The sequence below is a fragment of the Pseudomonas jessenii genome (assembly GCF_002236115.1).
Classification (GTDB): domain Bacteria; phylum Pseudomonadota; class Gammaproteobacteria; order Pseudomonadales; family Pseudomonadaceae; genus Aquipseudomonas; species Aquipseudomonas jessenii.
In genome coordinates this window covers 322,107-336,254 of the sequence record NZ_NIWT01000004.1, presented here as the reverse complement: position 1 = coordinate 336,254, position 14,148 = coordinate 322,107, and the positions used below count along the sequence as shown (strand labels likewise).

The 14,148-nt window shown below is 59.9% G+C and carries 15 protein-coding genes; 1 reads left to right on the top strand and 14 read right to left on the bottom strand.

The annotated features are described in order from the left end of the window. Positions 1-53: 53 nt before the first annotated feature. Positions 54-215, bottom strand: a complete 162-nt coding sequence (locus tag PSJE_RS31300; RefSeq protein WP_167362849.1) for a hypothetical protein — start codon at positions 213-215, stop codon at positions 54-56. Between the two features lie 166 nt (positions 216-381). Between PSJE_RS31300 and leuA the strand changes: the two genes are divergently transcribed. Then, entirely contained in the window at positions 382-2,061 is a 1,680-nt protein-coding gene (gene leuA, locus PSJE_RS14655) for a 2-isopropylmalate synthase (protein WP_057716291.1), read from the top strand. 186 nt (positions 2,062-2,247) lie between these two features. Here leuA and PSJE_RS14650 read toward each other — a convergent pair whose 3' ends face one another. The 13 genes from PSJE_RS14650 to iscX all read right to left on the bottom strand — a co-directional run bounded on the left by PSJE_RS14650 (position 2,248) and on the right by iscX (position 14,140). Next, a complete protein-coding gene (locus PSJE_RS14650; protein WP_090453243.1) occupies positions 2,248-3,039 on the bottom strand; it encodes an amidohydrolase in 792 nt (263 codons plus the stop codon). Continuing rightward, positions 3,027-4,175: a pyridoxal phosphate-dependent aminotransferase gene (locus PSJE_RS14645; protein WP_090453241.1), complete on the bottom strand. Its 1,149-nt coding sequence runs from the start codon at positions 4,173-4,175 to the stop codon at positions 3,027-3,029. The genes PSJE_RS14650 and PSJE_RS14645 overlap by 13 nt, the downstream gene beginning before the upstream one ends. A gap of 291 nt (positions 4,176-4,466) precedes the next feature. Continuing rightward, complete coding sequence (gene der / locus PSJE_RS14640; protein ID WP_057716294.1) at positions 4,467-5,936, bottom strand: ribosome biogenesis GTPase Der; 1,470 nt, start codon at positions 5,934-5,936, stop codon at positions 4,467-4,469. Next, positions 5,924-6,109: a hypothetical protein gene (locus PSJE_RS30575; RefSeq protein WP_139212618.1), complete on the bottom strand. Its 186-nt coding sequence runs from the start codon at positions 6,107-6,109 to the stop codon at positions 5,924-5,926. The genes der and PSJE_RS30575 overlap by 13 nt, the downstream gene beginning before the upstream one ends. 67 nt (positions 6,110-6,176) lie before the next feature. Further along, positions 6,177-7,328 (bottom strand): outer membrane protein assembly factor BamB, encoded by a 1,152-nt coding sequence (bamB, locus tag PSJE_RS14635; protein WP_057716296.1) that lies wholly within the window; start codon positions 7,326-7,328, stop codon positions 6,177-6,179. Beyond that, positions 7,321-7,962, bottom strand: coding sequence for a tetratricopeptide repeat protein (locus PSJE_RS14630; RefSeq protein ID WP_057716297.1), 642 nt, complete (start codon positions 7,960-7,962; stop codon positions 7,321-7,323). Before PSJE_RS14630 ends, bamB begins: the two co-directional genes overlap by 8 nt. Before the next feature lie 41 nt (positions 7,963-8,003). After that, the gene (gene hisS, locus PSJE_RS14625) at positions 8,004-9,293 is read right to left on the bottom strand and encodes a histidine--tRNA ligase (protein ID WP_008053247.1); all 1,290 of its coding nucleotides are present in this window, start codon (positions 9,291-9,293) and stop codon (positions 8,004-8,006) included. 38 nt (positions 9,294-9,331) lie between these two features. Next, on the bottom strand, positions 9,332-10,441 hold the full coding sequence (gene ispG, locus PSJE_RS14620) for a flavodoxin-dependent (E)-4-hydroxy-3-methylbut-2-enyl-diphosphate synthase (protein ID WP_008057743.1): 1,110 nt from the start codon (positions 10,439-10,441) through the stop codon (positions 9,332-9,334). A 3-nt stretch (positions 10,442-10,444) separates the two neighbouring features. Further along, complete coding sequence (locus tag PSJE_RS14615) at positions 10,445-11,479, bottom strand: RodZ domain-containing protein (RefSeq protein ID WP_090453239.1); 1,035 nt, start codon at positions 11,477-11,479, stop codon at positions 10,445-10,447. Next, positions 11,479-12,237: a type IV pilus biogenesis/stability protein PilW gene (gene pilW, locus PSJE_RS14610; RefSeq protein WP_090453237.1), complete on the bottom strand. Its 759-nt coding sequence runs from the start codon at positions 12,235-12,237 to the stop codon at positions 11,479-11,481. The genes PSJE_RS14615 and pilW overlap by 1 nt, the downstream gene beginning before the upstream one ends. Before the next feature lie 16 nt (positions 12,238-12,253). Further along, positions 12,254-13,396, bottom strand: coding sequence for a dual-specificity RNA methyltransferase RlmN (rlmN, locus tag PSJE_RS14605; RefSeq protein ID WP_057716300.1), 1,143 nt, complete (start codon positions 13,394-13,396; stop codon positions 12,254-12,256). A gap of 28 nt (positions 13,397-13,424) precedes the next feature. Further along, positions 13,425-13,850 carry a nucleoside-diphosphate kinase gene (gene ndk, locus PSJE_RS14600; protein ID WP_007903599.1) on the bottom strand — a complete coding sequence of 142 codons (426 nt, stop codon included), beginning with the start codon at positions 13,848-13,850 and terminating at the stop codon, positions 13,425-13,427. A gap of 89 nt (positions 13,851-13,939) precedes the next feature. Then, positions 13,940-14,140: a Fe-S cluster assembly protein IscX gene (iscX, locus tag PSJE_RS14595; RefSeq protein WP_008070969.1), complete on the bottom strand. Its 201-nt coding sequence runs from the start codon at positions 14,138-14,140 to the stop codon at positions 13,940-13,942. Positions 14,141-14,148 lie beyond the last annotated feature (8 nt).

Here is a 14,148-nt window from a genome sequence, read left to right as displayed (position 1 = left end):
GCGAGCTTGCTCGCGATGGCAATATCACAGACACCGAAAGCAGTCCGGCAGTGTCACATCATCAATTGCGCACCACTCAAACCTCGCGCAAACAACAAAACAATCACTGCCAATCGCAGCAATAAAATCTCGATAAATACCCGTTCACGAGTATTCCTCTCAATTTTTTTCGACTGCTTGCCATCTTTCCCCCCCAAGGTTAGGGTTGAAGGCATGAAAACCTCTCACACCCTCATTCAGCTCCGCCAACACCGCAGCCTGTGCCTCGTCAGTGCACGACTGCCGGGCTGAATCGTGGTGCCTCGTCCCAAGCGTTAGTCCAAGAACTTTTGATCCACCGGCAGGCCGCCTTTTTTCGGCCAACACAATAAGGATTTCCTGATGAGCATGCTCAAAGACCCGTCTTCGAAATACCGCGCGTTCCCGACCATCGACATTCCGGACCGCACCTGGCCGTCGAAAACCATCACCGCCGCGCCGATCTGGTGCAGCTCCGACCTGCGCGACGGCAACCAGTCGCTGATCGAACCGATGGACGCCGTCAAGAAGCTGCGTTTCTGGAAAACCCTGGTGCAGGTCGGCGTGAAGGAAATCGAAGCGTCGTTCCCGGCCGCCTCGCAAACCGACTTCGACTTCGTCCGCACCCTGATCGAAGGCAACCACATCCCGGACGACACCACCATCCAGGTGCTGACCCAGGGCCGTGAAGACCTGATCGAGCGCACCTTCGAATCCCTGCGCGGCGCGAAGAAAGCCATCGTTCACCTGTACAACGCGACCTCCCCTTCCTTCCGCCGCATTGTCTTCAACCAGGACAAGGACGGGGTCAAGGCCATCGCCGTGAACGCCGCCAAGCTGTTCGTCAAATACGCGGCCATGCAGCCGGATACCGAGTGGACCTTCGAATACTCGCCGGAAACCTTCAGCGCCACCGAAATGGAGTTCGCCAAGGAAGTCTGCGACGCGGTGATCGAAGTCTGGAACCCGACGCCCGAGCACAAGATGATCCTCAACCTGCCGGCCACGGTGGAATGCGCGACGCCGAACATCTATGCCGACCAGATCGAATGGTTTGGCCGTCACATCAACCGTCGTGACAGCGTGATCATCAGCCTGCACACCCACAACGACCGTGGCACCGGCGTTGCCGCCACCGAACTGGGCCTGATGGCTGGCGCCGACCGTGTCGAAGGCTGCCTGTTCGGCAACGGCGAGCGTACCGGTAACGTCGACCTCGTGACCGTGGCGTTGAACCTCTACACCCAGGGCGTGAACCCTGAGCTGGACTTCTCCGACATCGACGGCGTGCGCAAAGTCGTCGAAGAGTGCAACCAGATCCAGGTGCACCCGCGTCACCCGTACGTCGGCGACCTGGTGCATACCGCGTTCTCCGGCTCGCACCAGGATGCGATCCGCAAGGGCTTTGCCCAGCAGAAACCGGACGCACTGTGGGAAGTACCGTACTTGCCGATCGACCCGGCCGACATCGGCCGCAGCTACGAGGCGGTCATCCGCGTCAACAGCCAGTCGGGCAAGGGCGGTATCGCCTACCTGCTGGAACAGGAATACGGCATCAGCCTGCCGCGTCGCATGCAGATCGAGTTCAGTCAGGTCGTGCAGCGTGAAACCGACCGCCTGGGCCTGGAAATGACCGCCCAGCAGATCCACGCATTGCTGCACAGCGAGTACTTGCAGGCCAACACCCCGTACGCGCTGGTCAGCCATCGCCTGCAGGAAGAAAACGGTCACAGCGCCGTCGAAGTGGAAGTGGCCAGCCAAGGCCAGGGCGAGACTAACCTGCACTGGCGCGGCAAGGGCAACGGCGCCCTGGAGGCGCTGGTGGCCGGCTTGCCGGTACCGGTGGAAATCATGGATTACAACGAGCACGCCATCGGCGCTGGCACCAATGCCAAGGCTGCGGCCTACATTGAACTGCGTGTGAACGGCGAACGCGCGGTGCATGGCGTCGGCATCGACGAAAACATCACCACCGCCAGCTTCAAGGCCCTGTTCAGCGCACTGAACCGTTCGCTGAGCCAGCCGGAAGCGAAAGCGGCGTAAGCCATCGCTGAAATGCAAAAGGCCCCGGGGTGTGAACCTCGGGGCCTTTTTGTTTGCCTGCCTGTTTTTGTATTGCTTGTCCCGGCCCCATCGCGAGCAAGCTCGCTCCCACATTTGATCGGTGTGAACGCGGTCACTGTGGGAGCGAGCTTGCTCGCGATGAGGCCCTGTCAGACAGTAAAGATTTCAGGTGAACTCGAAGGTATCGGCATCCAGATTCGCCGGAAACCGCGTGCGATACGCCGCCAGTTCCGCCGCATCCAGCACCACCTTGAACACCCCGTCAGCCTCTCCGGCACTGAGCAGCGTCTCGCCCTGGAAATCCAGGACCTGGCTGTCACCGGTATACGCAAAACCTTTGCCATCCGTGCCAATACGGTTCACCGCCGCCACATAGCACAGGTTCTCGATCGCCCGCGCCGGCAGCAAGCGGTTCCAGTGCTGGCGCCGCGCACCGGGCCAGTTGGCGGTGTACAGCAGCAGGTCGGTGTCCTGGGCGTCACGGCTCCACACCGGGAAGCGCAGGTCGTAGCAAATCAACGGCCGTACTCGCCAGCCCTTGAGCTCGAACTGCACCTGGCGCTCGCCGGGGGTGTAGTGGTTATGCTCACCGGCCATGCGAAACAGGTGACGCTTGTCGTAATGCCACACCTCGCCATCCGGGCGTGCCCACAACAGACGATTGCGATGACTGCCATCGGCGGCCTGGACGATCACGCTACCGGTGATCACCGCATCAAGCCTCAAAGCCTGAGCCCGCAGCCATTTGCTGGTAGGCCCGTTTTCCGCTTCGGCGAGGGTCTCGGACTCCATGGAGAACCCGGTGGTGAACATCTCCGGCAGAATGATCAGGTCGGCGCCGCGAGCCTGCTCCAGCAACGGCTCGAAATGCTCGAGGTTCGCCTGGCGGTCGTGCCAGGCCAGGGACGTCTGGATCAGCGCAACGGTCAGTTTCGGCAATGCACTCAGATCACGCATAGTTTTTCCGCCGCTTCACGCAGGGTCTCCTCACGCTTGGCGAAGCACAGCCGCACCAGGCGTTGGCCGACCGGTGGCGTCTGGTAGAACACCGAGATCGGGATACTGGCCACGCCGTGCTCGCGAGTCATCCACAGGGCCATCTCGACGTCATTGAGGTCCGGGCGGATCTGCGAGTAATCGACCAACTGGAAATAGGTGCCGGTCACCCGGGTGAAACTGAAACGCGACGGTGCCAGCAGATCGCAGAACAGATCACGCTTGGCCTGATAGAAAGCAGGCAGCTCTTCGACGTGCTCCGGATGCTCGGCCATAAAGTCGGCCAAGGCATATTGCAGCGGCGTCACACCACAGAAATTGACGTACTGGTGCACCTTGCGCAATTCCGCCGTCAGGGCCGGCGGTGCGATCACATAACCGGTTTTCCAGCCGGTGACGTGGTAGGTCTTGCCGAACGAACTGACCACGAATGCACGCTGATACAACTCCTCATGGGCCAGCACGCTAACGTGAGGCACGCCGTCATACACCAGGTGCTCGTAGACTTCGTCGCTGATCACATAGATATCGCGATCACGGATTAACGTCGCCAACTGGTCGAGTTCGTCACGGCTGATCAACGCACCGCTAGGGTTGTGCGGGGAGTTGAGAATGATCATCCGCGTGCGCGGGCTCAGTGCCTGAGCAAGCTTCTCGAAGTCGATACTGAAATCGTTCAGGCCCAGTTGCACATGCACGCAACGGCCGCCTGCCAGCTCCACCGAAGGTTCGTAGCTGTCGTATGCCGGGTCAAACACAATGACTTCGTCACCGCTGTGGATAACCGCCTGAATGGCACAGAAAATCGCCTCGGTCGCACCGGGGGTAACCGTCACTTCAGTATCCACATCCACCTGCACGCCATAACTGCGGGCGATCTTCGCCGCGATCTGCTGACGCAACACCGGCAGCCCGGTCATTGGCGAATACTGGTTATGGCCGCTGGCGATATGCCGGCCGACCGCATCGCACAGGGCCTGCGGGGCCGCGAAATCGGGAAAGCCCTGGGACAGATTGAGCGCGCCGGTCTGAGCCGCGAGCTGAGACATCTGAGTGAAGATAGTGATGCCGACATTCGGCAGCTTGCTGGTGATCATCGGTGGTTCCCTGCTCTACACCCGGCTCTACGGCGGCGCGGGGGAGTCCGAGGATAGCCCAAACGGCAGGCATGAAAAAGGGCGCCTTATAGACGCCCTTCTTCAATTGATCACCGCCGTACCCTGTGGCGAGCGGGCTTGCCCGCGTTGGGTCGCGAAGCGACCCCAATCCTGCAATCTCGGTGTGTCTGGCAGACCGCACTTGCAGGTATTGCGGCTGCTGCGCAACCGAACGGGGGCAAGCCCCCTCGCCACAACAAGCCCACCCCAAAAGAGTGAGCAAGCGCTGAATCAGCGCTTGTCGCGACGCTTCTTGTCGGCCTTCTTGTGGTGCGACATCAAGCGACGCTTCTTGTTGACCTGACGGTCGGTGAGCGTGTTCTTGTTGCCTTCGTACGGGTTCTCGCCACCCTTGAACTCGATGCGGATCGGTGTACCGACCAGCTTCAGCACACGGCGGTAGGTGTTTTCCAGGTAACGCACGTAGGACTTCGGCACCTTCTCGATCTGGTTGCCGTGGATCACGATGATCGGCGGGTTCGCGCCACCGAGGTGAGCATAACGCAGCTTGATCCGGCGGCTGTTGACCATCGGCGGCTGGTGCTCGCTGACCGCGTCTTCCAGGATCTGGGTCAGGCGGCTGGTCGGCCAGCGGGTAACCGCGGACTTGAACGAGTTCTGTACCGACGCGTAGAGGTTGCCCACGCCGGTGCCGTGCAGTGCCGAGATAAAGTGAATATCGGCAAACTCGACGAAGAACAGACGACGCTGCAACTCGATCTTGACGAAGTCGCGCTCGCTCGGCGTCATGCCGTCCCACTTGTTGATCGCGATGACCAATGCACGACCGGCCTCAAGGGCAAAGCCCAGCAGGTTGAGGTCGTGATCCACCACGCCTTCGCGGGCGTCCATCACGAAGATCACCACGTTGGCGTCTTTGATCGCTTGCAGGGTTTTGACCACGGAGAACTTTTCGACTTCTTCGTGGATCTTGCCGCGCTTGCGCACACCGGCGGTGTCGATCAGCGTGTACTTCTCGTCGTTACGCTCGAACGGGATGTAGATACTGTCGCGGGTGGTACCGGGTTGGTCGTAGACGATTACCCGGTCTTCCCCGAGCATGCGGTTGACCAGGGTCGACTTGCCGACGTTCGGACGGCCGATGATGGCGATCTTGATCCCGTCTTTTTCGCTTGGGCCAGGAATGCGCTTGGCTTCCTCGCCTTCGGCTACATCTTCTTCCTCGCCTTCTTCCAGCTCGTCTTCGTCTTTCGGGAAGTCACTCAGTGCGATTTCCAGCAACTGGGTGATACCACGGCCGTGGGCACCGGCGATCGGGATCGCGTGGCCCATGCCCAACGGGGCGAATTCGGCGCGGGCCATTTCCGGGTCGATGTTGTCGACCTTGTTGGCCACCACGTGGGAACGCTTGTTACGTTTGCGCAAATGTTCGGCGATCATCTGGTCGGCGGCGGTGAAGCCGGCCTTGGCATCTACCAGGAACAGAACGACATCCGCTTCTTCAATGGCCAGCAGCGACTGCTCGGCCATTTTTTCGTCCATACCGTGCTCGTCACCGGAGATACCGCCGGTGTCGATCAGAATGTAGGAACGCCCTTGCCACTTGGCCTCACCGTACTGGCGATCACGGGTCAGACCGGACAAGTCGCCGACGATGGCGTCACGAGTCCTGGTCAGGCGGTTGAACAAGGTGGACTTGCCGACGTTCGGTCGGCCCACCAGGGCGATTACGGGAACCATGCGGCTCTCCACTTCGTTATTTCAGAAAATACAAAAGCCGCTGCGAGGCAGCGGCTGGTGCTCGGGGCAATCACCGTGTGTTTTTTTGCAGGAGCGAGCTTGCTCGCGAAAAACGCAAAGACACCGCGTTTATCCAGATTGCCAACGTAATCGTTGACGTCCATCGCGAGCAAGTTCGCTCCTACACTCTTACAAACGGTGAAGCAGCCTGGGGGGTTAACCCCAAGCATAGTCAAACCTTTACTTAATGGTCAGGGCTTCCAGTTTGCCGCTGTTGCCATATACATAAATCGTGTCACCCACCACCAGCGGACGGGCACGCAGGCCGTCGCTGTCGATGCGCTCGCGGCCGACGAAACGACCGTCCACCTGACTCAGCAGGTGCAGGTAACCTTCCAGGTCACCGACTGCAACGTAGCTGGAGAACACTTCCGGAGCCGACAGTTGACGGCGGGCCAGCGAGTCGTTGCTCCACAAGGCTGTGGTGGAACGCTCGTCGACGCCTTCAACGGTGCCCGAAGACAGGGTCACATAAACGGTACCGAAACCCTGGGCGACACCGGCATAGCTGGAAGCATCACGCTGCCAGAGCTGACGGCCGCTTTGCAGGTCCAGAGCAGCAACGCGCCCCTGATAGCTGGCGACATACAGCGTCTCGCCCGACAGCAGCAAGCCACCGTCGATGTCGACCACGCGCTCCAGCTCCGAACGACCTTGCGGGATCGCTACGCGCTGTTCCCACACCGGTACGCCGTTGGAGATGTCCACGGCAACCACTTTACCGGTCGACAGGCCAGCCACCGCGAGGCGGTTGGTCACGATCGGCGCACTGGTGCCACGCAGGGTCAGTACCGCAGGCGTGCTGTCATAGATCCAACGACGGTCACCGGTGGAGGCATCCAGGCCGATCAGACGATCGTCCTGGGTCTGAACCACCACGACGTCACCGTTGTTGGCTGGCGGCGCCAGTACTTCGCTGGACACGCGAGCGCGCCACTTTTCTTCACCGTTGATCGCGTCCAGGGCAACGATTTCACCCTTGATCGTACCAATGGTGACCAGACCGTAACCTACGCCAACGGCGCCGGAAACAGGCAACTCGAGGTCTTTCTTCCATTTGACGTCGCCGGTGTTGCGGTCCATCGCCATCAACACGCCAGTGACGTCGGCGGCATAGATGGTATCGCCATCGATGGCCGGAACCAGCATGTTGTAGGTTTCGCCCTGACCGTCACCGATCGAACGACTCCACTGCTTGTGCAGAACCACTTCTTCCTTGAAGTCGACCAGCTCGGCCGGAGGCAGTTCTTTTTTGCTGTTGCTGCTGCAACCCGCGGCCAAAATGGCCAGGGCCAGCAATGCTGCATGTTTCCAACGAATCACGTCACGCATCCCCTTTGGCCAGGTCGTCCAGCTTGATTTGCAGGCCACCGACCGCCGCTTCATCCGACAGTGCCGCCTTGGCTTTTTGATACGCCGCGCTCGCCTCGTCGGTACGACCCAGCTGCACCAACAGGTCACCCTTGAGCTCTTCGCGAGTGGCCAGGAATGCCTTGTCGGCATCGCCTTCGAGCAGCTTCAGTGCTTCGTCGGCCTTGTTCTGCGCGCCGAGTACCTGGGCCAGACGCTGACGGGCGATTTCGCCCAGCGCCGGGTTGGCCGGTTTGGCGACAATGGCCTTGAGCTCGGTGACCGCGTCGTCCAGCTTGCCGCTGTCGACCGCTACCTTGGCCACGAACAGGCTGCCGTACTGCGCATAGGCGCTGCCGCCGAACTCGCTGTTGAGCTTGCCGGCCAGGTCCGAAACACGGGCCGCATCAGGCTTGCCGTCAGGCGTCAGCGTGGTTTCGAGCAATTGCTGATAGAGAATCGAGGCGCCTTGCGACTGATTGCTCTGATACTTCTGGAACGCCTGCCAGCCGAACACGATGACCAGCGCCAACAGGCCGCCAGTGACCAGGGGCTTACCGTTGCGTGACCACCATTCCTTCAATTCCATCAAATGTTCGTCTTCGGTACTCGACACCCCAATACTCCTTAATCGCTAATTCGGCTGTTTAGACAGCTTCAACCCTGCACGACGCAGGTGGCCAGGTGTGCTGCAAGCGCATCCCAGGCAATGCTTTGTTGTTCGCCCTGGCCACGCAGGGGTTTGAAACCTACCACTTGCTGGGCCATTTCGTCGTCACCGAGGATCAGCGCGTACAGCGCGCCGCTCTTGTCGGCCTTCTTGAACTGGCTTTTGAAACTGCCGGCGCCGGCATTCACTTGCAGGCGCAGGTTGGGCAACTGGTCACGAACGCGCTCTGCGAGGGTCAGGCCGGCCAGTTCGGCGGCTTCACCGAAGGCGCAGAGGTAGACGTCGACCTGACGGGAGATCTCTTGCGGGATCTGCTCCAGGGTTTCGAGCAACAGCACCAGGCGCTCGATGCCCATGGCAAAGCCAACGCCAGCGGTCGGCTTGCCGCCCATCTGCTCCACCAGACCGTCGTAGCGGCCACCGGCACACACGGTGCCCTGGGCGCCAAGTTTGTCGGTGACCCATTCGAAAACGGTCTTGCTGTAGTAGTCCAGCCCGCGAACCAGCTTCGGGTTGATCACATAAGGAATGCCGGCGGCGTCCAGACGAGCCTTGAGGCCCTCGAAATGCACGCGGGATTCTTCGTCGAGGTAGTCGGCCATTTTCGGCGCATCGACCAGAATCGCCTGCGTCTCGGCGTTCTTGGTGTCCAGGACCCGCAACGGGTTGGTCTTCAGGCGGCGCTGGCTGTCTTCGTCCAGCTTGTCCAGATGCCGGGACAGGAACTCGACCAGTGCCTCGCGATAACGACCGCGAGACTCGCTGGTGCCCAGGCTGTTGAGCTCGAGCTTGACCGCATCGCGGATGCCCAGTTCGCCCCACAGGCGCCAGGTCAGCACGATCAACTCGGCGTCGATGTCCGGACCGTCGAGGTTGAACACTTCGACACCGATCTGGTGGAACTGGCGATAACGGCCTTTTTGCGGACGCTCGTGGCGGAACATCGGACCGATGTACCAGAGTTTCTGAACCTGGCCGCCGCCAGTGATGCCGTGTTCCAGCACCGCGCGCACACAGGCCGCCGTGCCTTCAGGGCGCAGGGTCAGGGAGTCGCCGTTACGGTCGTCGAAGGTGTACATCTCTTTTTCGACGATGTCGGTCACTTCACCGATGGAACGCTTGAACAGTTCGGTGAACTCGACGATCGGCATGCGGATCTGCTTGTAACCGTAGTTATCCAGCAGGCGTGAAACGGTGCCTTCAAAATGACGCCACAGGGGAGTCTGTTCGGGCAGGATGTCGTTCATGCCACGAATGGCTTGCAGAGACTTGCTCACTTAAATTCCTTAATTCGTTCGGCTCTTTTTAGCCAGGCTTAGCCGCGCGCAATAACGGCAGCTTCAGCTTCGACCTTTTCGGCCGCTTTCTGGCGGATCAAGCGTTCAAGCTCATCCACCAGATTGTCATTCGTCAGCTTCTGCGACGGCTTGCCGTCGATGTAAATCAGGTTCGGCGTGCCGCCGGTCAAGCCGATATGGGCTTCCTTGGCTTCGCCCGGGCCATTGACCACGCAACCGATAACCGCGACATCCAGCGGCACCAGCAAATCCTCGAGGCGCCCTTCCAGCTCGTTCATGGTCTTGACCACATCGAAGTTCTGCCGCGAGCAGCTCGGGCAGGCGATGAAGTTGATGCCACGGGAACGCAGGTGCAGGGATTTGAGAATGTCGTAGCCGACTTTCACTTCCTCGACCGGGTCGGCCGCCAACGAGATGCGGATAGTATCGCCAATCCCTTCGGCGAGCAGCATACCGAGGCCCACGGCAGATTTCACCGTGCCGGAACGCAAACCACCGGCTTCGGTGATGCCCAGGTGCAACGGCTGGACGATTTCCTTGGCCAGCAAGCGGTAGGCTTCGACGGCCATGAACACATCGGAGGCTTTCACGCTGACCTTGAAGTCCTGGAAGTTCAGGCGCTCAAGGTGCTCGACGTGGCGCAAGGCAGACTCGACCAGCGCCGCCGGGGTCGGCTCGCCGTATTTCTTTTGCAGGTCTTTTTCCAGGGAACCGGCGTTCACGCCGATACGGATCGGGATCCCGCGGTCACGGGCGGCATCCACCACCGCACGCACGCGGTCTTCGCGACCGATGTTGCCCGGGTTGATCCGCAGGCAATCGACACCCAGTTCGGCTACGCGCAAAGCGATCCGGTAGTCGAAGTGGATGTCGGCAACCAAGGGTACTTTGACCAGCTGCTTGATCTTGCCGAAGGCTTCGGCAGCGTCCATGTCCGGTACGGAGACCCGCACGATATCGACGCCGGCCGCTTCCAGGCGATTGATCTGCGCGACGGTGGCCGCAACATCGTTGGTGTCGCTGTTGGTCATGCTCTGCACAGCGATAGGCGCATCGCCGCCAACAGGCACGTTACCGACCCAGATTTTGCGGGATTCGCGACGTTTGATTGGAGATTCGCCGTGCATGACTTATTGACCCAACTTCAGGCGAGCAGTCTCGCCACTGGTGAACGGAGCGACATCAACCGGCTGGCCGTTGTAGCTGACCTGAGCGCCACGGGCAAAGCCCAGACGCACGGCAAACGGTGGTTTGCCATTGATTGCCAGGCTGTCGCCTTTGCGTTTGAGACCGCTGAACAGCACCTTGCCGCTACCGTCGGTCACTTGTGTCCAGCAATCGGAGGTGAACTGCACCTGAACCTGGCCTTGGCCGGCCACCGGCGCGGCTGCCGCTGGAGCAGGAGCGACAGGGGCTACCGGTGCAGTCGCCACCGGAGCCTGGACGGCAGGAGCTGCCGGAGCCGGAGCTGCCGGGGTCACCGGCGCTGCGACAACGGGCGCGGTGGTGTGCGCGGGTGCGGCTGGCGTGGTCGGCGCTACCGGGGCGGCTGGCGCAGTCGCCTGAGCCTGCTCTGGTGCTTCAGCCGGAGCGTCGGCCTGTGGCAGCGCGAGGGCGGTTACGCCTTCGCTCTGACCTTCCACGACGGCCTGGTCTTCCGGCTCGTCCAGCGGGTGAATCTGTGTCGTACCGTCGGCGCCTTCGACTTCTACGTGCTCTGGTGCCAGACCGATCAGGTCCTTGGTGCGCATCGAGGTCTGATCCTGCCACCAGACGAAACCGCCACCGATCACCGCGACCAGCAACAGCAGGCTGACGATTCGCAAAATGGTGTGGGAAACCCGGACCGGCTCTTCGATACGGCCCAGGCTGTGAACATTGCTGCCCTGGGAGTCGGTACCGGTGGATTGATCGAATTGCTGGACCAGAACGGCCTGGTCCATGCCGAGCAATTTGGCATAGGCGCGAATGTAACCACGGGCAAAAGTATGCCCGGGCAGCTTGTCGAAGGCGCCGGCTTCCAGATTGCTCAGGGAAGTGGTGGTGAGGTTGAGCTTGAGGGCCACTTCGGCCAGCGACCAGCCATTGCTTTCGCGGGCCTGGCGCAAAGTCTCACCGGGGTTTACGCGATTCGCTGCTACAACTTCGGGATGCGCCGCTTTCATCATTGCTCCGACAGGTATTGCTGATATTCCGGCGTACCGGGATAGAGTCTTTTTAGTTGCAGGCCTGCACTTGCGGCCTTGTCGCGGTCTTCGAACACTTTTGCCAGCCGAACGCCGAGCAATAGACTACGTGCATTTTGCTCGGAGAGCTGGCTAAAACGGTCGTAATAGTCACGCGCAGGCACATAATGCCTGTCTTCGTAAGACAACTCAGCCATTTCCAGCAATGCACGTGGTTGTTGGCGGTTCAGGCGCAGGGCTTTTTCCAGTTGCTGCCGGGCCAGATCGCGCTGACCGAGCATCGCTGCGGTCATGCCCAGGTTCTCGAACACCCGAGAACGCTCAGGATACAGGGTATCGGCAGCGGCCTGTTCAAAGCGCTCGTAGGCTTCGTTGTAACGCTTCTGCTCGAACAGGAAACTGCCGTAGTTATTGAGGATTCGTGCATCGCCGGGACGGGAAGCCAGCGCCTTGCGAAAATGCTCGTCGGCAAGTTCCGGCTCCATCTCGGCCTGGAACACCAGCCCCAGCGCCGCGTTGGCATCAGGGTCGGAGCCATCCAGCTCCAATGCTTTCTTCAACGGAACCTTGGCGCGTTCGGTCATGCCTTGTTGCAAATACCCGATACCGAGTTGCACATAGGCCTCACGCGCTTCATCACGGCCCTTGCTGGTCTTCATCGGGTTGTAATCACCCGAAAGCACGCAGCCAGCACACAGGCTGGCCAACAGCAAAAGCAGCGCAAAGCGCAGGGACATAGAGATCCTCTCTTGGTTATTTCGCGGCGTCTTGCGCTACATCGTTGTCGGCGTTGAGTTCACGCACGGCGATATAACGTTCGCTGCGACGGGTGCGATCCAGCACCTGCCCTACCAGTTGACCACAGGCCGCATCGATGTCTTCACCACGGGTGGTGCGGACGGTGACGTTGAAACCGGCATGATGAAGCTGATCCTGGAAACGACGAATGGCGTTGTTGCTCGGGCGCTCGTAACCGGAGTGCGGGAACGGGTTGAACGGGATCAGGTTGATCTTGCACGGGATGTTCTTGAGCAGCTCGATCATCTCCACGGCGTGCTCGACCTTGTCGTTGATATCTTTGAGCAAGGTGTACTCGATGGTCAGCACGCGTTTTTCGCCGAGATTCGACATGTAGCGCTGGCACGACTCGAGGAGCATCTTAAGCGGATACTTCTTGTTGATCGGCACCAATTGGTTACGCAATGCGTCATTCGGTGCGTGCAGGGACAACGCCAGGGAGACGTCGATGTGCTTGGAGAGCTCATCGATCATCGGCACCACGCCGGAGGTCGACAGGGTCACACGGCGCTTGGAAATGCCGTAGCCCAGGTCGTCCATCATCAAATGCATGGCCGCGACGACGTTGTCGAAGTTCAGCAGCGGCTCACCCATGCCCATCATCACCACGTTGGTGATGGCACGGTCGACGGTTGCCGGGACGCTGCCAAAGGATTTGTTGGCAATCCACACCTGCCCGATGACTTCGGCGGCGGTGAGGTTGCTGTTGAAGCCTTGCTTGCCGGTGGAGCAGAAACTGCAATCCAGGGCACAGCCTGCCTGGGACGAAACGCACAAGGTGCCGCGCTTGCCCTGGGGAATGTAAACGGTCTCGACGCAGCTGCCGGACGCCACGCGCACCACCCACTTGCGGGTGCCGTCGCTGGAGATGTCCTCGCTGACCACTTCCGGACCACGGACCTCAGCAACAGCCTTGAGCTTTTCGCGCAAGGCCTTGCTGACGTTCGTCATGGCATCGAAATCATCGACACCAAAGTGGTGAATCCATTTCATTACCTGACCGGCACGGAAACGCTTCTCCCCGATTGAGTCGAAGAATTTTTCCATTTCCAGCTGGGTCAGACCCAGCAGGTTAGTTTTTACAGTCGATGTAGTCATGGATTCACCTTCACTCTTAAGCCAATGCTTAGCGAGTGGTTACTTCAGTAGCTGCGAAGAAGTACGAGATTTCGCGAGCGGCAGCGGCTTCGGAGTCCGAACCGTGTACGGCGTTGGCGTCGATGGAATCAGCGAAGTCAGCGCGGATGGTGCCGGCAGCAGCTTCTTTAGGGTTGGTAGCGCCCATCAGCTCACGGTTCAGAGCGATAGCGTTTTCGCCTTCCAGAACCTGAACGACAACCGGACCGGAGATCATGAAAGCAACCAGGTCGTTGAAGAAACCACGAGCGCTGTGCTCAGCGTAGAAGCCTTCAGCTTCGGCTTTGGACAGTTGCTTCAGTTTCGAAGCTACAACGCGCAGGCCAGCTTTTTCGAAACGAGTGGTGATCTCGCCGATAACGTTTTTAGCAACGGCGTCAGGCTTGATGATGGAGAAAGTACGTTGAACAGCCATGGTGTAACTCCAGAAACGGTAATTTACGAAAAATTAAACCCGCGAATTATACGCGGGTTCTCGGGTATTGCCTAACCTGCTCGACAGACTCAGTCTGCCTCTTCGATCCAGGCGGCCTGAATGGCTTCAAGCACTTTCTCGCCGCCGCGGGTCGGATCATCGCTGAACTCCGGCAATGCCAGCACCCATTGGTGCAGATCGACGAAGTTCACGTAACGCGGGTCCACCTCAGGCTTGCTTTCAGCCAACTGGATCGCGATTTCCAGTACATCAACCCATTTCAGACTCATTTCAGATC

Excerpts from the sequence above, each read along its gene's own strand:
- pilW (WP_090453237.1), bottom strand. The coding sequence starts at position 12,237 with ATGTCCCTGCGCTTTGCGCTGCTTTTGCTGTTGGCCAGCCTGTGTGCT.
- ispG (WP_008057743.1), bottom strand. The coding sequence starts at position 10,441 with ATGCACGGCGAATCTCCAATCAAACGTCGCGAATCCCGCAAAATCTGG.
- PSJE_RS14650 (WP_090453243.1), bottom strand. The coding sequence starts at position 3,039 with ATGCGTGATCTGAGTGCATTGCCGAAACTGACCGTTGCGCTGATCCAG.
- leuA (WP_057716291.1), top strand. The coding sequence starts at position 382 with ATGAGCATGCTCAAAGACCCGTCTTCGAAATACCGCGCGTTCCCGACC.
- PSJE_RS14615 (WP_090453239.1), bottom strand. The coding sequence starts at position 11,479 with ATGAAAGCGGCGCATCCCGAAGTTGTAGCAGCGAATCGCGTAAACCCC.
- PSJE_RS31300 (WP_167362849.1), bottom strand. The coding sequence starts at position 215 with ATGCCTTCAACCCTAACCTTGGGGGGGAAAGATGGCAAGCAGTCGAAA.
- der (WP_057716294.1), bottom strand. The coding sequence starts at position 5,936 with ATGGTTCCCGTAATCGCCCTGGTGGGCCGACCGAACGTCGGCAAGTCC.
- bamB (WP_057716296.1), bottom strand. The coding sequence starts at position 7,328 with ATGCGTGACGTGATTCGTTGGAAACATGCAGCATTGCTGGCCCTGGCC.
- iscX (WP_008070969.1), bottom strand. The coding sequence starts at position 14,140 with ATGAGTCTGAAATGGGTTGATGTACTGGAAATCGCGATCCAGTTGGCT.
- PSJE_RS14645 (WP_090453241.1), bottom strand. The coding sequence starts at position 4,175 with ATGATCACCAGCAAGCTGCCGAATGTCGGCATCACTATCTTCACTCAG.
- ndk (WP_007903599.1), bottom strand. The coding sequence starts at position 13,850 with ATGGCTGTTCAACGTACTTTCTCCATCATCAAGCCTGACGCCGTTGCT.
- rlmN (WP_057716300.1), bottom strand. The coding sequence starts at position 13,396 with ATGACTACATCGACTGTAAAAACTAACCTGCTGGGTCTGACCCAGCTG.